The sequence below is a fragment of the Campylobacter sp. FU_497 genome (genome assembly GCF_025772425.1).
GTDB lineage: Bacteria > Campylobacterota > Campylobacteria > Campylobacterales > Campylobacteraceae > Campylobacter_D > Campylobacter_D lari_C.
In genome coordinates this window covers 48,897-71,798 of sequence record NZ_JAKMSC010000002.1, presented here as the reverse complement: position 1 = coordinate 71,798, position 22,902 = coordinate 48,897, and the positions used below count along the sequence as shown (strand labels likewise).

Below are 22,902 nucleotides of genomic sequence, written 5' to 3'. Positions count from 1 at the left end.
TTTATTTTCTCCTTTTGATTTTTCTTTGAACTAGCATTAAAATTGCAACACATAAAAATCCATAGATTAAAATTCTCATAATATTTAAAGTATCACGATTTGAATTTCCATAAAAAGGTTTTATATTAAAATAATTTGCTACTTGATCGGCTATATCTGCATAACCATTTAAAATAGCTGCATTATAAATATCTTTTTGTTTAGGATTTGCAAGTATAGGTAAAATTGTTCCTTTTTCAGGATAAGGACTCAAAACACCTTCTTTATCAAAAAAAGCCAAAGCATCATCGCTTGCAAGTATATCTACCTTATGTGAAGCTTTAGAAAATACAAGTAAAATATATGGCTTGCTCAAATTAGCTTCATAGCTTTTTAAGCTTTCAAAGTCTTTTTTATCACTTAATGCTAAGGCTATATTAACTCCGGTTAATTCATGGATTTGTTTAGAACTTGAAGTAATATTTTGTTCTATTGCGGTATTTAAGATGTTATCATTTAATAATATTTCAGCATGCAAGAAATTAGCAAAGCAAATAAAAATGGCGGTTAAAAAACCGCCCTTAAATGTATTTTTCATCCTATAAAAAGATGATTTACAGTTAAAACCGACCAAGCAGTAATTCCTGCTGCTACAACTAAGCCAGCTATGATTAAGTATTCAAGAACTTTTGCCATAATCATTCCTTTATGATGATATGTTCTTCTCTTTTAGAGTCAAACATTTTAATTTGCTCTGCTTTTTCTAATTTATAAGGTTTTTGCATTACATCTTGCTGTGCTTTTAAACCCCAAACAGTAAGTCCAGCTAAAATCGATAATAATAAAACAGTTGCTATTAACATTCCACTAACACCTGAAAGTGAAAATACACATCTATTTGAATTTTCCATTATTCACCCCTTGAAAGAGAAATTGCATATTCACTAACTGCTTCTTTTTGAAGCTCGTTTAATAAACCATTGTTAAAGTGAGGCATTACACCTATGCTACCTGCTTTACCACGATTTAAAACATCTACTACAAACTCAGCACTACCATATTTTGATAAATCCGGAGCAACCAATTGCCCATCAATAGTTCCTTTTCCATCCTCTCCATGACATACTGTACAAGTTACAAAAAGCTCTTTTCCTTTTGCTACAAGCTGAGGATTTTCAGTTTTTTTAATCGCTGAAATTTCAGAAGCAACATAAGCTGCAATTGCAGGGATATCAGCTTCATCTATGCCATTATCTGCTGCGCTTAACATCTCACCCATAGGATAATTCATACCCTTAGAACCTTTAGTAATTACTTCTATAAGTCCTTCTTCTGAACCCCAAATGTTAAGGTTTTGTGCTTTTCCATTAATACCATCACCTGTAATTCCATGACAAGAAGAACACTGAACCAAGAAAATATTTTTACCCATTTCTTGTTTATCTTGTGCACTTAAATTTGCAAATTTCTGTGCAAATTTTTCATTATGCGCTTGTACTTCTTTGTTATACTCACCAATTTGAGAATAACTATTTAAAGGATATCCCCAAAGGAAATACCATATACACCATACTATAGACAAGAAAAACACCACAGCCCAACCAAGTGGTATAGGATTTTTAAACTCGCCTATACCATCCCAGCTATGTTCGCTTAGCTCACCTTGGCTTTTTTCTTCTTTCATACTTTTAAATAATTTTCCTACCACAACAAGCGTAATTAGTATGATAAGAATTGCTCCGATAAAAGATAATAAATTAACATTATCTTGTAAATTCAACCATTGCATTAAGCACTCCTTTTATTTTGCTCTAAAACACGATCACTGATTTCATCATGCAATGCTAAATCAGCATATTTTTCATAGTTTCTTCTACCTGTTTTTTCAGATCTATATAAATGAAACCAATAAGAATACAAAACTACCACTAAAAACACTACAAGAGCAAAAAAACCATAAGCTTGTAGCTCTCTTATTAGTTCTAAATCCATGGTTTTTCCTATTTTAAGCTATTAAGATACGCGATTAAAGCTACAATCTCTCTAATTTCGCCTCTAGCAAACGCATCTTTAACATCTTGATTTTTCATTTGATCTACTATAGCTTGAGCTTCTGCTTTAACTTCTGCTTGAGCCTCTTCCCAAGTACCAAGTTTTGTACCATTTTCAACATCGTAAGGCACATTGAAAACTTTTTTCACAGTTAATGCTTCTGCATAAGCTGTTTCTATGTTTGCATTATTGCTAAACATATGTTTATAAGCTGGCATAATAGAACCAGGAACAACTGAAACTGGATCCCACATATGATTTTCATGCCAATCTGTAGTTCTAAAATTACCTATACGCAATAAATCAGGTCCGGTTCTTTTTGAGCCCCATAAAAATGGTCTATCATAAGCATATTCACCACTAACTGAATACATACCATAACGATCTGTTTCTGATTTAAAAGGACGAATAAGTTGTGAATGACATGCATTACAACTTTCTTTAATATAAGCATGACGTCCTGCAAGTTGTAAAACCGTATAAGGCTTTTTACCTTCAATTGGTCTTGCATTTTGGGCAAAATCAGGTAAAACTTCTACAATACCCGCATATGCAATCACAATAAATACCGCTACAGCAAAAAAGAATGGATTTTTTTCTAACCAACTAAACATATTTTTCCTCCTTATGCTGCCATAGGTGAAGCACTTTTTGGTTCTTTATCAAGTACTCTACCCACTGCGATTGATTTGTAAATATTATAAACAAACATGAAAAATCCTACCAAGTATAACAAGCCACCCACAGCTCTAATCCAATAGTAAGGAATAATAGCTTCAACAGTATCGATGAAGGTATAAAGTAAGTTACCATACTCATCTGTAGCTCTCCACATCATACCTTGAGTAATACCTGCTATCCACATAGAACTAAAGTACAATACTATACCTGTGGTTTGAATCCAAAATTGAGCTTCCATTAGTGATTTGCTATATAGCTCTCTTTTAAACATTCTAGGCACCATATGATAAAGCGCAGCCATAGTCATAAAGCCAACCCAACCTAAAGTACCATCATGAACATGTCCTGGAATCCAATCTGTAAAGTGTGCTAATGCATTAACTGATTTAATAGAAAGAATAGGACCTTCCAAAGTTGAGAACATATAGAAAGTTGAAGCTAAAATCATAAATTTGATTAATGGGCTTTCTCTTAATTGACTCCACTCACCTTTCATAGTAAGTAAGATATTAATTGCTGAACCCCAAGAAGGTAAAATAAGAACGATTGAAAAAACTGAACCCATAGTTTGCATCCAATCAGGCACTGTAGAATAAATCAAGTGGTGTCCACCTGCCCATAAATAAACAAACATTAAGCCCCAAAATGCAAATAAAGATAATTTGTATGAGAAAATTGGTTGTCCACTTTCTTTTGGTAGAAAATAATAAATTTGAGCGATGATACCAACAGTGAATACAAATGCAACTGCATTGTGTCCATACCACCATTGAACTAATGCATCATTTGTCCCTGCATACATAGAAACACTATGCCACCAATCACCCATTCCACTTACAAAATATGTTGGCACAGCCATATTGTTAAATAAATAAAGCATTGCTATACCTAGGAAAGTAGCTATATAATACCAAAGTGAAACATATAAAGTTTTTTCACGGCGAATTCCAATAAGCCCAAAAATACTTACACCCCATAAAACCCAAACTAAAACTACCAATATATCAAGTGGCCATTCAAGCTCTGCGTATTCCTTTGAAGTGCTAACACCTGCAAACAAAGTAATAACAGCTATAATCATAGTGATCATGTAAAGCCAAAAATGCAATTTACCAATGAACATTAAAAAGCTTGATTCTGCCATACTAACTTTTAGCACACGCTGACCAATATAATACCAAGTAGCCCAAATTCCTGAGAGCATAAAACCAAAAATTACACCTGAAGTGTGCAATGGTCTAAGTCTTGAAAAAGTACCATACTCACCGGCTAAATAATTTAAATCCGGATAAGCCATCTGAAAGGCAATAAGCGTTCCAATAGCCATACCAATAACACCAAACAATAAGGTAGCAAACATAAAATATTTAGCAACCGTATAGTCATAGTTTAATGCATTTCCTGGGTGCATTTCCTCTCCTTAAGTTTTTTTCTGCAATTATGCGATCTTTATATTATACGATACTTAATATCTTTTTTAGCTTAAACTATGTCTAATTATTTATTATTTATTAATAAATTATCGCGTAAAAACAAAGCCTATATAAGAAAAATACACACCATAACAAAAAATTAAAATATAGGAAATTAAACTAGCTATTTTTTGAAATTTTTCATTTAATGTTTTAGAAAAATACGCAAGAAATATCAATGCTGGTAAAGTTGAAAAACCAAAAACAAGCATAATTAAAGCCGATAAATACACACTTTGCACACTCATTCCAAAGGCTATATAAAAATACACCAAACCACAAGGCACAAAGCCATTTAAAAATCCTAAAAAAAGAGTACTCTTGAAAGATTTTTGTTGAATCAATCTAGAGATGTTTTTTTTAATTACGCATTCAAAAAATAAAGAATTTTCAAAAAAACTTAGAAATTTTCCTTTAAAAATCAAAGCAAGTGCTAATGTTATCATAAAAATTCCAATTATAAAAAACATTATGCCTTTTGAAAATTCACTAAATGAAAGCAAGCTTCCAAAAACTCCAAAAAATATACCCAAGCAAACATAAGCAAAAATTCGAGATAGATGATATGAGAAAATTAAAAGAAAAAAAGGGAGTTTAATTTGCTTTGAAAGCTGAGTATAAGCTAAAACAAAACCTCCACACATTCCATAACAATGCCCAAAACTAGAAAGAAAAGCTATACTTGCTAAAGCAATAAAATCTAAACTCACAAAAGCTCTAAAAATTCTTTAAAAATATACTTGCTCTCATGTGGCCCCGAAGAACTTTCTGGGTGATGTTGCACTGATATAATAGGATAATTTTTATATCTCACACCCTCTACATTATCACCAAACAAATTTCTATGAGTAATAGTTGCGACCTCTGCTATTTCTTCAGGAATATTATAATTATGATTTTGTGCTGTAATTTCTACTGTGTTATTAGTAAGATTAATAACAGGATGATTTGCTCCATGTTGGCCGAATTTCATTTTATAAGTTTCATAACCAAAAGCATTACTTAAAAGTTGATGTCCCAAACAAATACCAAGCATAGGAATTTTAGCTTCTGCTAGTTTTTTAATCTCTGCGATTTCATCTTTTAAAATTTTTGGCTCACCTGGTCCATTTGATAAAAATACACCATGAATTTTACCTTTTTGATATAAATCAATCAAATCTTTTGCCTTGGTATTATAAGGAAAAACCTCCACCTCAAGTCCAACACTTACAAGCTCATTTAAAATATTTTCTTTTACACCATAATCAATCACAGCTACTTTTTTACCATTTGCTTTTACATTCTCATAAGCTTTGTTGCTATGATCCCAAGCACCTTTACTATGTTTATAAGAGCTTTTAGTGCTAACCTGTGCTACATAATTTACCTCATCAATTTTAGCACTAGAAAGAAGCATTTTTTTAAGCTCTTCTTTGTCCTTAATTTCAGTAGATATTACCGCTCTCAAATTTCCTTGATCTCTGATCATTTTAACTAAAAATCTAGTATCAATTTCACAAAGCCCTATTTTTTCATGCTTTTTCAAATAAGCACTTAAAGAATCATTGGCTCTAAAATTAGAATAATCTTCATTTAATTCTCTTATAATCATTCCGCTAGCAAATACATTTTTACTTTCATTATCTTCATCATTAATACCAACTATACCAATTTCTGGCATTGAAAATACTACAAACTGACCTGCATATGATGGATCAGAAATAATTTCTTGATACCCCGTTAAAGAAGTATTAAAAACAAGCTCTCCAAAAAAAGTTCCACTTTGTCCAAAAGCCTTTGCGCTTAAAAAAACATCATTCTCTATATAAATATATGCTTTCATAAAAGTCCCTTTTTTCTAAGCTCTTCTTGATATAGCTTTTCAAATACCAATTCATATTCTTCAGAACCTGGAATAAGTTTTCTTTTATAATTTGAAATTTTTTCATAGACTAAATCTTCTAAATTTTCATACTCTTTTAAATAAGACATAATACTTGAAAAAATGAGATTTTTCACGCGATTTTCTGATACATTATAATTTATTAAATCCTCTTCTACTAAATTTTCTAAAATTTTATGAGAAAGATTGTTATATCTATCTTCACTATCGAGCATAAATTTAAATTCATTTGCTAATTTTTTCTTAATCATCCAAAACATACTTTTTCTATCTATTTGCATAAACTCAATTTCATCTTCCTGACTTTCCAAAAGCTCTTTTGCTTTTTCATCAAGCTTACGCTCGTTTAAAACATCTATTTCTATAATCTCTTTTGCTATTTTTAAAAGTTTTTGACTATCATCTTTAATTTTTACAAAAGAAGAATGCATTAAATCAAGTATTATTTTATTTGCTATATAAGGTATATGAGCTGGTTTGATACGCATTTATTCACCTTTTTATTTTTATTGAAATAATACTAAAAAAAAGGTAAAAACTGCTTAAAACTTACTGCGAACTTGCATTTTGATCTAAATTTTTTAAAAGTAATGTTAAATCCGAAGCTTTTTTAGGTTCCATTTTTGCCATAATAGATGAAATTTTTCTAGGATCTAGCGAAAGTAGAATTTTTGAAGCTTCATCAGGCTCCATTTCGCTTAATATACCTGCCACAGCCACATCTTTCATCTTAGCATAGATTTCTGTAATACGTCCCATAGTTTTATCATTAATAACTTGAAGATTTTGCTTAGTTGCTTCTAATATACGCTCGTTTTGTTCTTTTAAGCTTTTGATTTGCTCTAAACTTGCATTAATATCAGCTTCTTTTTGCATTAAAGCTTGCATTTTTTCTTTTTGTAAAGCTTCAAAAGAAGCTCTATAAGCTTCCAAGCTTTGTCTTGCTTCATCATATTCTCTAATTTGTTCTTGCATTTGTTCTTTTCTTGCTTCAAAATACTGCTCACAATTTTGCTGTGCATTTACAAAATTTAAAAAAATCAATAAATATATTATTTTTTTCACTATTTATCCTTATTGAAATGTCTTGTTATGGCAAGTTCATCTATAAATTTTTCTTCTTCTTTTTGCAAGGCTTTTTGAATTTTTTTTAATTCTTCATTTTCTAAAACTTTAATTTTTTCAAATTCTAAATGAGCTTTTTTATATAAGTGCTGATGGTGTGCTAATTCTTTTTTAGTTAAATCCAATTTTTGCTTAACTCTTTGCTTACCTTCTCTTGCAATTTCTTGCATTTTTAAAGACGATCTTAACAAAGTTATAGAGCCCTTATCGGCTAAAGTTAAGCTTTCGCAAGTTTTTGAAGCTTCTTTAAGCTCTTCTTCACACTGCAAAAGCTTTTGTCTTGTTTTAGTTAAATTTGCTTCTGCTTTATCAAGCTGTTGTTTTCTAAGCTTAATCACAGAAGAATATTTGCTTTTCATAAAATGATAGTATCTTCTCTTTCAGGACTTGTAGAGATATAGCCTACTTTAACACCACTTAATTCTTCTAAACGTTTAATGTATTTTTTAGCATTTTCAGGCAATAAATCATAATCCCTAATCCCTGCAACTTTATCCCAGCCTTCCATTACTTCATAAATAGGTTTAGCATTTTCTAAATCACAAGGCACATAGTCTATTTCTTGCCCTTTATATTCATAAGCTTTACAAATTTTAACACTTTCAAAGCCATCTAACACATCAAGTTTCATTAATGATAAAGTATCTAAGCCATTTAATCTTGCAGTATATCTTACCGCAACCGCATCAAACCAACCGCATCTTCTTTTTCTGCCTGTGCTTACTCCGATTTCTTTACCAATAAGCCCTATTTTTTCACCATCTTCACCTAAATCTTCACTTGGAAAAGCTCCATTTCCTACTCTTGTTGTATAAGCTTTTACTATACCTATAACTTTTCCAATTTCTTTTGGATTTAATCCCAAACCACTTAAAGCTCCAGCTGAAATAGTCGTTGAACTAGTAACATAAGGATAAGTTCCATGATCAATATCAAGCATTGATCCTTGCGCACCTTCTAACAATACTTTTTTATCCTCATCCAAAGCTTTCCAAAGCATTCTTGTAGTATCTGTAATATATGGTGCTAAAACTTCTTTAAAGCGTTTTAAATCTTTTAAAATTTCATCATAACTAGGCATTGCAATACCTAAAACATCAAAATAAGTTTTTTTAAGTTCAAAATCTTTCATTAAATTTTCACAAAGTTTTTCAGGCTCTAGCAATTCCCCTACTCTATGTCCATTGCGGCTTATTTTATCTTCATAGCTTGGCCCTATACCCTTGCCTGTTGTTCCTATAGCTTTATCGCCTTTAAGTCTTTCTCTTGCTTGATCAATCAAAGCATGGTGATTTAAATTTAAATGAGCCCTATCACTTATAAACAATCTTCCTTCTAAATTTTCAAATTGAGCCATTTCGCTAATTAATACATCAGGATTAACTACAACTCCATTTCCTATAACATTAATACATTGCTTATTTAAAACACCTGATGGCATTAAATGTAAAGCATATCTTATACCATCAACCCATATAGTGTGACCTGCATTATGTCCGCCTGCACTCCTGCAAACATAATCATAATTTTCACATAGTTTATCAACTATCTTACCTTTACCCTCATCACCCCATTGGATACCAACTACAATATCTGCTTTACTCATAAAAAAACTCCATTTTGACTTAAATTTGGCGAGAAGGTGAGAGAATCGAACTCCCCAAAAAGTAGTCAACTACCCTTTCATCTGATTTGAAGTCAGTGGCCATCACCAGATAAGCTAACCTTCCAAAAATTATATTATATCTTATAAATTTATATATTAGAATAAAATAATTAGTAAATATATATTTTTACAAAAATGAAAAATAATTATACTTATAAAGCAAAAATTAAAAAATATTTCATATAATTAATAAAAAATAATATAATTTTTTCAATTATGTTATTATAATTTTAATCATATAAAGGAGAATACATGAAAATCATAAAAAAGAGTATTTTCTTTTTACTTTTATTTACTACTCTTTTAAATGCAGAAAATAGTGGTTTTTTTATAGGTGGAGGAATTTCTAGCACAGGAAACAAAGATACAACAAGTATTATCGGAGAAAAATATAAAGATAACTCACAAGATATTGTTTTTAATCTAATTGTGGGCTATAAATACTTCTACACCCCTCAACTTGGCGCTAGAATTTATTTTAATCACGAAGCAAGTTCAATAAACTATGGAGTGGTAACTCAAGCTAAAGAAGCAGGTTGGAATGAATATACGATTAATTTAGATACTTTATATAATTTTACCTCAAATGAAACAAATATGGGTGTTTATGGTGGATTATTTGCAGGTTATACTGATTGGAATTTTGTGAATTCTACAAATATAGAGAAAAAAGGATTCATTAGTGGAATTAATTTTGGCACAAGAGCAAATTTTAACAATCATCATAGTATAGAATTGGGTGCTAAAATTCCTTTTATAAGAAGTTCTATCTCAGATTGCAAAGAAAATATTTTTCACACAAGCACAAAAACTCAAAGAATATATAGCACACAATTAAAATATATCTATAGTTTTTAAAGGTAATTCTTACAAAGAATTACCCACAAAAAAACTTTAAAGATGTTTTAACATTGTTTCATAAGCTGCTTTAGTTCCTGGGCGCACTTTAGTTACCAAGCTCACTAAAACAATCACAATAGATGCAGCTAAAAATCCTGGAATGATTTCATAAATAGGAAAATTAAGCCACTCAGCTAAGAAATTTTTATATGCTACAACTACAACTGCACCTGTAATCATACCTGCAATAGCAGCATATCTAGTCATTTTTGACCAAAATAATGAAAAGAGCATTACAGAACCAAAACTTGCTCCAAACCCTGCCCAAGCATAAGCTACTATACTTAATACACTTGAGTTTTTATCAGTAGAAATGATAAAAGCTATCACAGCCACTGCTAAAACACCAAATCTACCTAAAGTCATCACCATTTTATTAGACGCTTCTTTATTGAAAATTCTTTTATAAAAATCTTCTGCTATGGTTGAACTTGAAACAAGCAATTGCGAACTTGCTGTACTCATAATAGCTGCTAAAATAGCACTTAATAAAATACCTGCTATCCAAGGATTAAAAAGTAATTGTGACATTACGATAAAAATCTTTTCAGGATCTTGCAAACTAAGTTCAAATTTACTCACATAAGCTATACCTAAAACACCTATCAAACAAGCGCCAATTAAAGATATAACCATCCAAGAAATTCCTACAAAAGTAGCAGTTGGAATATCTTTAGTTGATCTTATAGACATAAAGCGCACCAAAATATGTGGTTGACCAAAATACCCAAGCCCCCAAGAAAGCGCTGAAACTATACCCAAAAAGCTTAATCCTTCTCCCATAGAAAAAGTATTTGGCTTGATTTCTTTGACTATATTAACAGCTTCACTAAAACCACCTAAATGATAAATCATCACTATAGGTACAACAATCAAAGCACTCATCATCAATAAACCTTGAATCAAATCCGTCCAACAAACCGCCTTATATCCGCCCAAAAATGTATAAGCAACTATAATCACAGTTCCTGTGGTTAAAGCATAATCATATTGAATTCCAAAAGTTGCTTCAAAAAGTTTTGCTCCACCTACAAGCCCTGAAGAAACATAAAAAGTAAAGAAAATCAAAATAACAATAGCGCAAACCACTCTTAATATATGCTTATCATCATCAAATCTTGTTTCAAAATAATCTGGAATTGTAATAGAATTTGCAATCACACTAGTATAAATTCTAAGTCTTTTTGCTACAAAAGCCCAGTTTAAAAATGCTCCTATACTAAGACCTATTGCAATATAACTTTCAGCTAAACCACTTACATATAAAGCTCCTGGTAAACCCATTAAAAGCCAACCGCTCATATCAGAAGCTCCAGCACTAAGTGCTGAAACCACAGGCCCCATAGAACGACCGCCTAAAAAATAGTCCTCTGAATTTTTATTTTGTTTGTAAAAATAAAATCCGATAAAAAGCATTAATGCTGAATATGCGACAAACATTATCGCAATTTGAGTATTAATTTGAACAACCTCCATTTTATCTCCTTTATATTATTTTAAAGCACGAATGCCTAAATTTCCATAACGATGGAAAGATATACTTAAAGCTTTCTCATTGTGATATAAAAGCAACTCAAAACGCCCATTTATTAAAGGCTTAGCATTAGCGATGATTTTTGCACAACTTGCTGCTTTTATGAAAATTTCATCATTAACATCTAATGGAGCAAAATAACGAATTCTCTCATAATCAACTATTTTGCTAATGAAATTTTCTTTACTTTCTTTAAGGAATAAAGTTTTTGAACTAATTTTTTGATTAATCTTTTGCACAAGATCTATTTTTTCATGCTCATCATAACTTAAAACAAGATCAATATTTAATACACTAGCTGCTAAAATAACTCCTAAAATATCTTTTAAACTATCATCTTTATGCACTCTATAAGCGATATTTTTAACCTTTGTATAAGAGAAAAGATTATCCTCACCTCTTATATTGACATAATCTTTCGCACTTGCAAATTCATGTTTTGCATGGTAAGCATAGCTTCTTGCCATAGCTTTAATGACTTCAAAATCGGCTTTATCTTTTTCATTTAAATCTAAGCTTAAAGCATTTAAATTTGATACTAACTCATTGTCTAAGACATTTTGATCAGCTTGACTTTGCTCTATATCTAAAAATTGGGTAATGTAATTATAAATTCCAACTTTTCTACCAAAACCAATGGCTGATTTTTTAATACCACCAAAAGGCTGTCTAAGAACTATAGCTCCTGTTGTTGGTTTATTAATATAAATATTTCCTGCTTCTATGTGAGTGTGAAAATACTCCCATTCTCTCTCATCTAAACTTTCAAATCCTGCTGTAAGTCCATAGCCTGTTGAATTTACTATATCAATAGCTTCTTTTAAATCTTTTGCTTTCATTACAGTTAAGATTGGTGCAAAAAGCTCATTCATGTGCGTAAAATCACCTTTTTTAGTACCATACTTAATCCCTGGAGTTAAAAGATAAGGATTATCATCTACAAATTTAGGTTTTAAAGCCCAACTTTCATACGGAGCTAGCTCATCTAAAGCTTTTTGTAATTTCACATCTGGTTTATCTGCTAAAGCTCCAAGTTTATTTTTAAACACAAATGGATTTCCAACCGCCATAGAACTAGCAGCATCTACCAAAGTCTTTTTAAACTCTTCATCATTATAAACTTCTTCTTCTAAAACTAGTAAAGAAGTAGCAGAGCATTTTTGACCTGAATTTGAAAAAGCTGAATGAATGATATTTTTAATCGCACTATCACGATCAGCAAATTTAGAAACAATAGTTGCGTTTTTACCGCCTGTTTCAGCACTTAAAAGCAAGGTTGGATTAGCTTTGAGCATTGCATAAGCAGTTTCTTCCCCACCGGTTAATACTGAAAATTTCACGCTTTGATCAACGAGTAAGTATTTTGATATATCACTACCTTTAGCAGGTAAGAAAATCAAAGCATCTTTAGGAATTCCTGCATCCCAAAAACATTTACAAAGCATATAACCTGTTAACATCGATAAAGATGAAGGTTTGTATATCACTTTATTTCCTGCGGCCAAAGGTGCTGCTATAGTTCCTACTGAAATACCCACTGGGAAATTCCATGGCGCAATCACCACACCTATACCTTTTGCTTTAAAAGTAGTATTAGGGTTTTGCTCTTTTAGTTTTTCCAAAGAATGTGGATAAAATTCTAAAAAATCTATAGCCTCACTAACTTCAGGATCAATTTCTAAGAAAGTTTTTCCTACTTCTAAAGCTGCTATACCTATTAAATCTCCTCTACGATCTCTAACAAGTTGAGCAGTTTTTGCTAAAATTTTATAAATTTCATCGTGACTTAAATCACTAAAATTTGAGCTCTTAGCTACATCTAAAGCGTATTTAATCTCTGCTTGGCCTGCTAAATGTGCTTTACCTATAGTGTGATTTTTGATTTTATCTTTAACTTCTACTACTTGTAAATTTTCGTTTTTAATTTCCTCTTTTGCAACCGGATAGACATCATAATTTTCTAAATTTTCATATTTAGTTCTTATATTTTTAGCCCACTCTCTATTTGCTTTTAAGATAAAATCTGTGTCAGGTTCGTTTTTAAATTCTTTACTCTCATAAGAACTAATAGCCTTTGTTTCATTGTTTCTATCTTGAGTTCTATGAGTAGAATTATCCAAGCTAGCAACACCTTCTAAAGATTTTATAAATAATTCTTTTTGCGTCTGCCAATTTTTATCATTAATTTTAAGATTGAAAAAATATCTCATGAAATTATCTTCACTAGTATTTTCATCAAGTCTTCTTACTAAGTATGCAATAGCATTATTAAAATGTGCTTCATCGCAAACTGGTGCATAAAGTATAAGATCATGCATTTTAGAAAGCTCATAAGAGCATTGCAAACTCATACCCTCAAGCATTTCAAAAGTAAAAGATGATAAAGCTCCAGCTTGTGAAATTCTAGTATAAGCATAAGCAATTTCAAATAAATTATGACTTGCAATACCTACATTAATATATTTATGATTATCTCCCTCTAAGACAAAATCAAGCATTTTTTTATAGTTACTATCAGTGTCAATTTTTTTATAAAAAGTAGGTAGAGCCCAACCTCTTTGTGAGGCTATAGTTTCTTCACTTTCCATATTCGCTCCTTTAACAAAGCGAATTTTTATAGGCTTCATACCTTTTAAAACTCTTTCTTTAGAAAAAGCAAAAAGTTTTTTCAAATACTCATAAGAATCAGGCAAATAAGCTTGCAAAACAATACCTGCTTTAATATCATATTTTGCAACACTTTCCATAAAAGCTTCAACAGTTAATTCTAAATCTCTAAATTCTTCCATATCAAGATTGATAAATTTAGACACACCTTGCTTTTTTTCTTCCTCTAAGGCAAGTGCATATAATTTATCTAATCTTTTTACCACCTCATCTTTAGAGTATTCAAAATCAATAATATTGATTTGGGAAAAAATGGTAGTAATTTTAATAGAAATATAAGTAATATAGCTTGTTTTTAATGCTTCTTCGTATTTTTTCATCCTATAAGCACTTTCAGCCTCGCCCAAGACCTCTTCGCCGATTAAATTTACATTTAAAGTGATTTTATCTTCATCTTTTCTTTTACGCATATGAGGCTCTAAAACACTAGGATTTGCATCTAAAACCATAGCTTTAGTATCTTCTCTTAAATGCTTAATGAAAAATGGCACACTAAGAGTTGGCGCAAATTTTCCAAAATTTAAAAATGAAAAAAGTAAAAATTTTTCAAAAGCACTAAAAAAATCAGCTATACCATATTTGTTTAAAGTATGTTCTATAAGCTCAAAACTTGCACTTTTATCTTTGCATCTAAAAGAGCGATCTAAAAGCTCAATTAACATTACTTTATTTTTAGGATTGTTTAAAAGTTTTTGCATTTTGGCATGAAATTCTTTTTCGCTTTGAGAGATATTACTTTCTATCTTTCTTTGTAATTCTTCAGCTAATTGCAAAGCTTTTTGTATCATTTTTTCCTCCATTTTATAGTTAATATCTTTCTATGATACAAAAATAGCCACAAAAATCAACATATATTTATTTGTAATTTATTTTTTTATGTAAAAAAGTAACAAATATAAACATATATTTTTGATTGTAAATAAAATATTAGCGTAATAATAAATAATTATGAGTATTTCTTACACATCTAGCAATAATCTTTGCCTCTATATTGTAATCTTTCAAAATTTTTAAAGCTTCAACTGCTTCATTTTCACTCATACTAGCTAAAAGTCCACCTGAAGTTTGAGGATCAAAATACACTATATCCTCATCTTTTTCATTTAAATTTTCAACCCAAATTTTTAAACTATCTTTATTTTTATAAGCTCCTGCAGGGATAATCCCCATATTAGCCATTGATAAAACTCCATCCATTAAAGGAATTTCATTTTTATACACTTCTATCATAAGCTCTTTATTTAACATTTCTTTTAAATGTCCCAAAAGACCAAAACCGGTAACATCACTTAAAGCACTAAGACTTTTAAACCTCTTTAAAATACGACTTGCATAAAGATTTAAAAAACCCATTTGTTCTACTGCTTTTAAAATCTTTGCTTTTTCTAGCAAACCAGCCTTGATAGCAGTACTAATAATACCACTACCTATAGGCTTAGTAAGTAAAATCACATCGCCATCTTTTGCGTTATTATTAGCTATAAATTTCTTAGGATGAACTACACCTGTTACACTAAGACCAAAAATAAATTCATCATTTTCTATAGTATGTCCACCTACTAGCACAGCACCAGCTTCTTCAACCTTAACTCTAGCACCTTCTAAAACTTCAAGTAAAATTTCATTATTAAAATGACAAGTATCAAAACCTACAATATTTAAAGCATTAATCGCCTCAGCACCCATAGCAAATACATCACTTAAAGCATTTGCAGCAGCTATAGCGCCAAAATGATACGCACTATCAACCACGGGTGTAATAAAATCAAGAGTTTGCACCAAAGCTAAATCTTCATTTAGCTTATAAACACTTGCATCTTCATTATTATTAATACCACTTAAAATGTTTTCATGCGGTTTTAAAATGCCAAGAATTTTGTCAAGACCCACCGAGTCTAATTTGGCAGCTCAACCCGCAGCTTTTACGTATTGAGTTAGTTTTTGATCTTTATATATCATAAAGAAATAATCTTTGCCTTTCCAAAAAGTTCATTTAAAATTTCATAAGCATTGCCTATTTTACCTATTTTAAGCTCTTTGCTTTTGCCAAAAAATTCCAAACATGCCCCACAACTATAAATTTCAACTCCTAAATTTTCAAGTTCTTTCATGGCTTCAAATGCCATATGAGAGCAATCAGTATTCATCAAAACACTATCATTAACACAAAGGATTTTTACAGGTTTATTAGGTAAATCTTTTAGGGTTTTTAAAAAACCTAGCATTAAATTTTTTCCAAGTTCTCCCTCGCCTACTTTATCACTTTTTAAAAATAACACATTGTATTCTTGTAAATTTTTTTCTTGAGTTTGAGCTATATTGCCATCTTTTACAATGCTAATAATACTTTCATCATCTAAATCTTTAACACTAAATTCCAAATTTAAAGATTTTAAAAATCTCATTACATTTTCTTTAGAAGCTTGAGAATTTAAAAGAATTTCTAAATTTTCATTTTCTTTTAACTCTTCTAAAGCTTTTTTTGTTTCTATAACTGGACGCGGGCAAGCTAAATCTCTACAATCAATTTTCATTTTTTACCTTTTTTACTTAATAATATATTGTTATAACTTGTATTCAAATTAAGTTTTGTCTTTTTCTTGATTTTTCTTGAAAAATAATTCTTTAAAGCGTTTATTAGTGTATTCTTCTACATCTTGTTGTAAAATTTTAAAATTTTGAATTAACTCATAAGCTCTTGGAGTAAGCTTACTACCAGCTTCACTTCCTCTTCCTTTTTTAGCAATGAGTAATTCTTCTTTCATATTTTTTTCTAAATCTTGTATATAAAGCCATGCTTTTTTATAATTAATTCCTAGTTGTTTAGCCGCTTGGGAAATACTTCCACATTCTCCTACTAATTCTAAAATATCTGTTTTACCTTTACCAAAAAGCAATTCTCCTTCAGGATTTTCTACCCAAATTTTGCTTTTGATATGAAATTTTTTACCCTTTTTTTCTTCAAAACAACCAAGTTCACAGTATTTAACATCAATTTTATAAGTTTTAAGTGTAGCTCTCATATCAGCCATATTGAAATCTTTAGCATATTCTAAAGTATCTTTGCATGATATGCGACGCTTAGAATCTAATTTTGTTTCTAATTTTTCCAAAATTTCACTTTTTGCTATATTTTTATTTAACTTGCCAAATTGACCTAGCTCACAATCTGAAATTTTTACACCTAATTCTTTTATAGCAGTTTGAAAGTCTTCTTTAGAATATTGTTTTAAAAGTTCTAATGCTTTTTTACAAGTAAGTTTATTATTTTCATCAAGATTTTCTTGAATTTGTAAAATTAGCTCTTCCATGAATTAACCTTGGATTATAAGTAGTAAAAAGGGTGCTTGTAAACACCCTTTGAATTATTTTGCATCAAGTCCTAAATTTTGACCCTTAAGCAAAACTCTTTTTCTATACATTGCACTAACTTCAGCTGCATCACCAACCAAAAGTGCATTTGTAGAACAAACCGCAGCACACATAGGTACTTTACCTTCTGCGATACGATTTTGCCCATAAAGTTCTCTTTCTTCATGAGAGTTAGTAGGCTCAGGACCACCTGCACACATAGTACATTTATCCATTTCACCCTTAATGCCAAAAGCACCATCTCTTGGAAATTGTGGAGCACCAAAAGGACATGCATAAAGACAATATCCACAACCTATACAAGTTTTTTTATCATGTAAAACAATACCATCAGCTCTAATATAAAAGCATTTTACAGGACAAACTTGCTCACATGGAGCGTCTGTACAGTGTTGGCAAGCAAGAGTTGTTGAAAACTCTTTGCCTTCTATACCTTCATTTAGAGTGATTACTTTTCTTCTATTAATTCCCACTGGTACTTCATGCGCACTTGAACAAGCTACTTGACAAGCAAAGCAAGAAATACAGCGATTATTATCTACATAAAATTTCATTCTAGCCATAACTTACCCCTTAAGCCTTTTCAAGTCTGCAAAGTCCTGCATTAAACTCAGAAATTTGCGTATTTATATCAAAACCATAGTTAGTAACCGTGTTAGAACTCTCCCCTATAGTATAAGGCTTAGTACCTTCAGGATAATTATAACTTAAATCCACTCCTTGCATAATACCTGCAAAGTTATAAGGCAAGCAAATTCTATCTGGTGTAACTGAATGATTATGCACACATTTTACTTTAATCTTAGTGCCTTGTGGTGAATGAATCCACATCATATCACCATCATTTATGCCATATTTTAAAGCAAGTTCAGGGTGCACATTAGCAAACATCTCAGGTGTGATTGCAGCAAGATATTTACTAGTTCTCTCAAGCATACCCGCGCCACTTAAATTTACTAAGCGCATACTTGAAATGATAGTTGGAAACTCTTTACTCCAATCTGTTTTTTGTTGTTCGCTAATAAATTTACTCTCAACTCTGAAGTTTTTCTCTTGATCACCCCAAGTAGGATACTTTTTAACCAAATCCCAACGTGGTGAATGCAAAGGCTCTCTATGTAGTGGAATAGGATCAGCAAATTCCCAAACTTTCATTCTAGCTCTTGCATTACCTAAACAACAAGCACTTTTTTCCCTACATTTTTCTAAGATAATACCTGAAATATCTGTGCTCCAGCTAGCACCCATTAATTCTTTTTCACTATCGCTTAGTTTAATATTAAACACTTTTTCGATATTTGCTTTAGTAATTTGTGGGTAACCACCTTTAACTTTACATCCTTTTGGGGTAAAAGCTTCATCTGCTAATTGAGAATGCCCTTCATGCTCTAAACCAAAACGGTTTCTAAAGCCCATACCACCTTCTTCATAAGGCACATCAGTATTCCATAATATAGAAGTACCAGGGTGCTGTTTATCCCAACAAGGCCAAGGTAGACCATAGTATTCACCTTTAACTTCACCACCAATACCTCTTTGAGTATCAGGATCAAAATGCTCCCAATTTTGTTGGTGTTTTCTTAGACGCTCAGCTGAAATACCTCTTAAACCTATACTTAAAAGACCATTACTCATTTCTCTTGTAGCATCATCAGGCCATACGAAATTATCATCACTATCATCTCTTGTTTGCACAAGTTTATGATCTTTTAATTCCATTTTCATACCGCGAGTGTATTCTTTGTAAAAACCAAATTTTTTAGCAAAAGCAAACATAATTTCATGGTCTTCTTTGCTTTCATAAATTGGTTTTACTACTTGAGAACGCCATTGCATAGCACGGTTAGTCGCAGTTACATAACCTTCTGTTTCAAATTGAGTACAAGCTGGGATGATATAAATACCATCAGGACGATCTGCTAAAACTGCTACTTCATTTACAAAAGGCTCAGCGATTACAATCATATCAAGTTTTTTAAGCGCTTCTTGAATTTTTACCGTATGTGCCATAGAAGTAATACCCGTTCCTTGTACCCAAAGTACGCGGATAGGTGAGTTCGAATAAGTTTTTTCTTCATGTAAAACACCTTGCCACCATTTTGCTAGCGAAAAGCCTTTTTCATGCATCCACTCTTTAGAATAAAATCTTGAATTTAAATATTCTCTATCTACATTCCAAAAATTAGCAAAATGATTCCATGCATCATCACCTAAACCATAATAAGCCGGTAAAGTATCAGCTAAACAACCCATATCAGTAGCACCTTGAACATTATCATGTCCTCTAATGATGTTTGTTCCTGCACCTGGCTTGCCTATATTACCAAGAACGAGTTGTAAGATAGCTAGAATTCTTGTGTTAGAGCTACCTACTGAGTGTTGAGTAATACCTAAAGCCCAAAATAGCGTAGCAGGTTTGATTGTAGCTAGCATTCTTGTGATTTTTTCAAGTTGAGCAGCTGGAACGCCTGTTACATCTTCTACAACTTCAGGAGTCCATTTAGCAGCTTCTGCTTTTATTTCTTCAACCCCATAAGTTCTAGTTTTGATTAACTCTTTATCTTCCCAACCATTTTTGAAGATTAAATGAAGCATACCATAAACTAAAGCTATATCTGTACCTGGACGAATTCTTACGTATTCATCAGCATGTACTGCAGTTTTTGTAAATACAGGATCTACAACTACTAATTTAGCATTATTACGATCTTTTGCTTGCAATAAGTGTTTAAATCCAATAGGATTTGCCACAGCAGTATTTGCACCAAAAATAATCATCATTTTTGAGTGTTTAGTCACATCACCAAAATGATTTGTCATAGCGCCATAACCCCATGTATTCGCCACACCGGCGACTGTTGCGCTGTGTCAAATTCTAGCAACGTGGTCTATATTATTAGTACCCCAAAATGCTGCAAATTTTCTAAAATAATAAGCTTGTTGGTTATTAAATTTAGCTGAACCTAAGAACATAACACTATCAGGTCCATTTTCCTTGCGGATTTCAAGCATTTTATCACCAATTTCGTTGATAGCTTGTTCCCAAGTTAAACGTACCCATTTACCGTTTTCTTTTTTCATAGGATATTTAATACGCTGTTTTGATTTGGTAAGATCGATTTGATCTATCCCTTTACAGCAGTGTGATCCTTGAGAAATAGGATGTTCTATAGCGTTTTCTTGACGCACCCAAACTCCATCTTGTACTTCTGCTTTAATTCCACAGCCTGCACTACAGATACTACAGATTGTTCTAACAATCTTAGAATCTGGATAAGGATTTGCTACTTCTTGTTCACTTGCAGCTCTAATAGCTTTGTTTTCACTACCAAAAGCCGCGCTTCCAAGACCAGCAATACCAGCAAGCTTAAGAAAATTTCTTCTTGCTAATGCCATCTTCTTCCTTTCTTAATTAATAAGCTATTTTGTAGTATTTTTCCCAATGCATAGTTTTTTTATAAAGCACTTCTTTTTTAGTACTTTTTCCTAAAACTACGGTATTTTGCTCTTGGTAGTCATCTTTAGCTAAAGCATTTGCACTTGCTCCAGCTACCACCCCTAAAGCACCAATTTTCAAAGATTTTTTTAAAAAATCCCTTCTTTGATTGGCCTCCATGTTCTCTCCTTTGAAATAAAAGTAAAGAATAACTATAAATACTTATTTTCAAAGTATTTACGCACTTAACAGAGTAAATTTTGCATATTTTCACTTAAGATTTTATTTAATTTCTATTTTCATAAAAAGATGATTTTGATAATATGTATTTTGGTAACAAAATACATATTAATTTTTATAATTTGCTAAGTTCTTCTATATTTGTTTTACTAAATTTAGTAGGAAGTCTTGGTTCGTAAGGAAGTCTTTGTAAAGCCTCATCTGCTACGCTTTTGCCTTCTTTTTTTATAGGTGCTTGCACTTCTAAATAAGCTCTTTCATTTACAAAAAAGACTTTCATAATATTAGCAATAGCAATGTAAAAATTTGAGTTTTTGTGAATTTGCAATTTTTCTATAAACTCATCTATTACAGGGTTTATCACAAAACGAAATAATTGCTGTGCAACTTTTAAATCATGCTCAATAATACTTGCCATAAAAGCAAATAAAAAGCCAAATTCATCTTCACTTTGTCTACAATCTTCTTTTTTTCTAAATTTGGTTTTTCTAATGATTTCACAGGCTTGAAGCTTCATTTTGCCATCATCTCTACCCTCATCATAAAAAGAAGCACTAATAGGCACATTCACATAAGAAAAATCAAAAAACACCGCATTTTGTTCTTCTTTAAAACTTGCAAAATCACATGCGCTAAGTTTTTCAAAATCAGACTTTAAACTATCATCTAAAGGACTTTGAGCTAAAACTAAAACTTGCTCATGCCAAATTTTAAATTCATTTTCATCGATAAAATTAAAAGCTTTTGAAAAAAATTCATAAAAATATTTACGCGAAAGATCAATATCTTGTATCATTAATTTTCCTTGTTATTTTTATTTGATTATAACAAGGAAAATTTAAAAAAATCAAGTGAGATTTTAAAATTTTGTTTTAGAATCGTAAGTAAATGATGGATTGATTTGTTTTTTATCGCTTAATTCTTTATACCAATAAGAATGTAAAATATAAACTTCCTCTTCTTCCTTATAACCACTAATCATAGAGTGGATACTTCCTTTAATAGCAAATACAGCCATATAAATATGAATAGCAAAAAATACTGCACATAAAATACCAAAAATATTATGGATGATAGCCGAAGCTCTTAAAATATCTATGTGAGAAATTCCAAAAATAGATTGTAAAGAAGTAGAATTAAAATCAAGGAAAAACATAAATGCACCGGTGATTATCATCAAAAAGCCACCAAAAACAGCTATATAATACCAAGATTTTTGACCAAAATTAAACTTACCCGCAGGCACAGGTTTTTTCTCTTTACTTAAATATCCACCTACTATCATCATCCATCTTAAATCATAACTTGCAGGAAGCATTCTTTTAATCCAACACAAAAGCATAGGAATGATAGAAATGATAAATAAAATAGTAGCAATACCATGTAAGTTTTTACACATTCTTACAAAGAATCCACCACCAAAATACGATCCAAAAATCATAATAAGTCCGGTTGGCACAAGGATAATCCAAGAGATTGCTGCTACAAAATGAAACAATCTTTCAAACACCGAAAAAGCATAAATTTTCTTACCATCATGAGAAAATTTCTTTGGACCTATGACCATATAATGCAATGCAAAAGCTGAAATTACCACTATAAGTATAATCAAAACAGCACTTGCAATATATTCACCTTGTAGTTTAGTCCACAAAGCACCAAAATTTTGATAACTTTCTATATTCATCACTCTTTGCACATCCCAAATTTGAGTATTTTTAACTTCAAAATTTTCTTGAGCAAATAGAAAGTTAAAACAGGCTAAAAGAGCTAGTATAACCCTATGCATAAATTACTCCTAAACATTACACGCTAGCCAAAGCTTAGCGTTGTAGTTTTGTTAATTTTCAGTTTCCATTTTTATTTTAAAAAAAGTTTTATTTAAAAAACATA

At 31.1% G+C, this 22,902-nt stretch carries 24 protein-coding genes and 1 tRNA gene; 1 reads left to right on the top strand and 24 read right to left on the bottom strand.

What is annotated here, in order from left to right:
• Position 1: 1 nt before the first annotated feature.
• The 14 genes from L8W68_RS01755 to L8W68_RS01690 all read right to left on the bottom strand — a co-directional run bounded on the left by L8W68_RS01755 (position 2) and on the right by L8W68_RS01690 (position 8,924).
• Positions 2 to 577, bottom strand: a complete 576-nt coding sequence (locus L8W68_RS01755; protein ID WP_263674779.1) for a hypothetical protein — start codon at positions 575 to 577, stop codon at positions 2 to 4.
• Positions 574 to 675 carry a hypothetical protein gene (locus tag L8W68_RS01750; protein WP_087685197.1) on the bottom strand — a complete coding sequence of 34 codons (102 nt, stop codon included), beginning with the start codon at positions 673 to 675 and terminating at the stop codon, positions 574 to 576. Before L8W68_RS01750 ends, L8W68_RS01755 begins: the two co-directional genes overlap by 4 nt.
• A gap of 2 nt (positions 676 to 677) precedes the next feature.
• A complete protein-coding gene (locus L8W68_RS01745; protein ID WP_263674778.1) occupies positions 678 to 890 on the bottom strand; it encodes a DUF4006 family protein in 213 nt (70 codons plus the stop codon).
• Entirely contained in the window at positions 890 to 1,768 is an 879-nt protein-coding gene (gene ccoP, locus L8W68_RS01740; RefSeq protein WP_263674777.1) for a cytochrome-c oxidase, cbb3-type subunit III, read from the bottom strand. Before ccoP ends, L8W68_RS01745 begins: the two co-directional genes overlap by 1 nt.
• On the bottom strand, positions 1,768 to 1,971 hold the full coding sequence (locus tag L8W68_RS01735) for a cytochrome c oxidase, cbb3-type, CcoQ subunit (RefSeq protein WP_039617636.1): 204 nt from the start codon (positions 1,969 to 1,971) through the stop codon (positions 1,768 to 1,770). Before L8W68_RS01735 ends, ccoP begins: the two co-directional genes overlap by 1 nt.
• A gap of 8 nt (positions 1,972 to 1,979) precedes the next feature.
• Positions 1,980 to 2,645 (bottom strand): cytochrome-c oxidase, cbb3-type subunit II, encoded by a 666-nt coding sequence (gene ccoO, locus L8W68_RS01730; RefSeq protein WP_087700416.1) that lies wholly within the window; start codon positions 2,643 to 2,645, stop codon positions 1,980 to 1,982.
• A gap of 11 nt (positions 2,646 to 2,656) precedes the next feature.
• Positions 2,657 to 4,123, bottom strand: a complete 1,467-nt coding sequence (ccoN, locus tag L8W68_RS01725) for a cytochrome-c oxidase, cbb3-type subunit I (protein WP_263674776.1) — start codon at positions 4,121 to 4,123, stop codon at positions 2,657 to 2,659.
• A 108-nt stretch (positions 4,124 to 4,231) separates the two neighbouring features.
• Positions 4,232 to 4,894, bottom strand: coding sequence for a sulfite exporter TauE/SafE family protein (locus L8W68_RS01720; RefSeq protein WP_133319397.1), 663 nt, complete (start codon positions 4,892 to 4,894; stop codon positions 4,232 to 4,234).
• Complete coding sequence (carA, locus tag L8W68_RS01715; RefSeq protein WP_263661068.1) at positions 4,891 to 6,009, bottom strand: glutamine-hydrolyzing carbamoyl-phosphate synthase small subunit; 1,119 nt, start codon at positions 6,007 to 6,009, stop codon at positions 4,891 to 4,893. Before carA ends, L8W68_RS01720 begins: the two co-directional genes overlap by 4 nt.
• Positions 6,006 to 6,557 (bottom strand): DUF507 family protein, encoded by a 552-nt coding sequence (locus tag L8W68_RS01710; RefSeq protein WP_039617626.1) that lies wholly within the window; start codon positions 6,555 to 6,557, stop codon positions 6,006 to 6,008. Before L8W68_RS01710 ends, carA begins: the two co-directional genes overlap by 4 nt.
• Positions 6,558 to 6,618: 61 nt before the next feature.
• Positions 6,619 to 7,137: a MotE family protein gene (locus tag L8W68_RS01705; RefSeq protein ID WP_263674827.1), complete on the bottom strand. Its 519-nt coding sequence runs from the start codon at positions 7,135 to 7,137 to the stop codon at positions 6,619 to 6,621.
• The gene (locus tag L8W68_RS01700; RefSeq protein ID WP_263674775.1) at positions 7,134 to 7,553 is read right to left on the bottom strand and encodes a flagellar FliJ family protein; all 420 of its coding nucleotides are present in this window, start codon (positions 7,551 to 7,553) and stop codon (positions 7,134 to 7,136) included. Before L8W68_RS01700 ends, L8W68_RS01705 begins: the two co-directional genes overlap by 4 nt.
• Positions 7,550 to 8,800 (bottom strand): adenylosuccinate synthase, encoded by a 1,251-nt coding sequence (locus tag L8W68_RS01695; protein ID WP_012661109.1) that lies wholly within the window; start codon positions 8,798 to 8,800, stop codon positions 7,550 to 7,552. The genes L8W68_RS01700 and L8W68_RS01695 overlap by 4 nt, the downstream gene beginning before the upstream one ends.
• A gap of 26 nt (positions 8,801 to 8,826) precedes the next feature.
• A tRNA-Sec gene (locus tag L8W68_RS01690) sits at positions 8,827 to 8,924 on the bottom strand.
• 188 nt (positions 8,925 to 9,112) lie between these two features.
• On the opposite strand from L8W68_RS01690, the gene L8W68_RS01685 reads away from it, so the two are divergent.
• A complete protein-coding gene (locus tag L8W68_RS01685) occupies positions 9,113 to 9,718 on the top strand; it encodes an outer membrane protein (RefSeq protein ID WP_263674774.1) in 606 nt (201 codons plus the stop codon).
• A gap of 36 nt (positions 9,719 to 9,754) precedes the next feature.
• Here the strand turns inward: L8W68_RS01685 and putP are convergent, their stop codons facing one another.
• The 10 genes from putP to L8W68_RS01635 all read right to left on the bottom strand — a co-directional run bounded on the left by putP (position 9,755) and on the right by L8W68_RS01635 (position 22,798).
• Positions 9,755 to 11,236 (bottom strand): sodium/proline symporter PutP, encoded by a 1,482-nt coding sequence (gene putP / locus L8W68_RS01680; protein ID WP_263674773.1) that lies wholly within the window; start codon positions 11,234 to 11,236, stop codon positions 9,755 to 9,757.
• A 15-nt stretch (positions 11,237 to 11,251) separates the two neighbouring features.
• Complete coding sequence (locus L8W68_RS01675; protein ID WP_263674772.1) at positions 11,252 to 14,749, bottom strand: bifunctional proline dehydrogenase/L-glutamate gamma-semialdehyde dehydrogenase; 3,498 nt, start codon at positions 14,747 to 14,749, stop codon at positions 11,252 to 11,254.
• A gap of 139 nt (positions 14,750 to 14,888) precedes the next feature.
• Positions 14,889 to 15,920 (bottom strand): selenide, water dikinase SelD, encoded by a 1,032-nt coding sequence (gene selD, locus L8W68_RS01670; protein ID WP_263674771.1) that lies wholly within the window; start codon positions 15,918 to 15,920, stop codon positions 14,889 to 14,891.
• Positions 15,917 to 16,495, bottom strand: coding sequence for a sulfurtransferase-like selenium metabolism protein YedF (yedF, locus tag L8W68_RS01665; RefSeq protein ID WP_263674770.1), 579 nt, complete (start codon positions 16,493 to 16,495; stop codon positions 15,917 to 15,919). Before yedF ends, selD begins: the two co-directional genes overlap by 4 nt.
• Before the next feature lie 48 nt (positions 16,496 to 16,543).
• Positions 16,544 to 17,272, bottom strand: a complete 729-nt coding sequence (locus tag L8W68_RS01660) for a winged helix-turn-helix domain-containing protein (protein ID WP_263674769.1) — start codon at positions 17,270 to 17,272, stop codon at positions 16,544 to 16,546.
• Positions 17,273 to 17,326: 54 nt separating this feature from the next.
• Positions 17,327 to 17,896 carry a formate dehydrogenase FDH3 subunit beta gene (fdh3B, locus tag L8W68_RS01655; protein ID WP_039662920.1) on the bottom strand — a complete coding sequence of 190 codons (570 nt, stop codon included), beginning with the start codon at positions 17,894 to 17,896 and terminating at the stop codon, positions 17,327 to 17,329.
• 10 nt (positions 17,897 to 17,906) lie between these two features.
• Positions 17,907 to 20,729 (bottom strand): formate dehydrogenase subunit alpha, encoded by a 2,823-nt coding sequence (locus tag L8W68_RS01650; protein ID WP_263674768.1) that lies wholly within the window; start codon positions 20,727 to 20,729, stop codon positions 17,907 to 17,909.
• A gap of 16 nt (positions 20,730 to 20,745) precedes the next feature.
• Positions 20,746 to 20,949, bottom strand: coding sequence for a twin-arginine translocation signal domain-containing protein (locus tag L8W68_RS01645; protein WP_263674767.1), 204 nt, complete (start codon positions 20,947 to 20,949; stop codon positions 20,746 to 20,748).
• Between the two features lie 175 nt (positions 20,950 to 21,124).
• Positions 21,125 to 21,805 (bottom strand): molecular chaperone, encoded by a 681-nt coding sequence (locus L8W68_RS01640; protein ID WP_263674766.1) that lies wholly within the window; start codon positions 21,803 to 21,805, stop codon positions 21,125 to 21,127.
• A gap of 63 nt (positions 21,806 to 21,868) precedes the next feature.
• Positions 21,869 to 22,798, bottom strand: coding sequence for a formate dehydrogenase subunit gamma (locus tag L8W68_RS01635; protein WP_263674765.1), 930 nt, complete (start codon positions 22,796 to 22,798; stop codon positions 21,869 to 21,871).
• Positions 22,799 to 22,902: the final 104 nt, after the last annotated feature.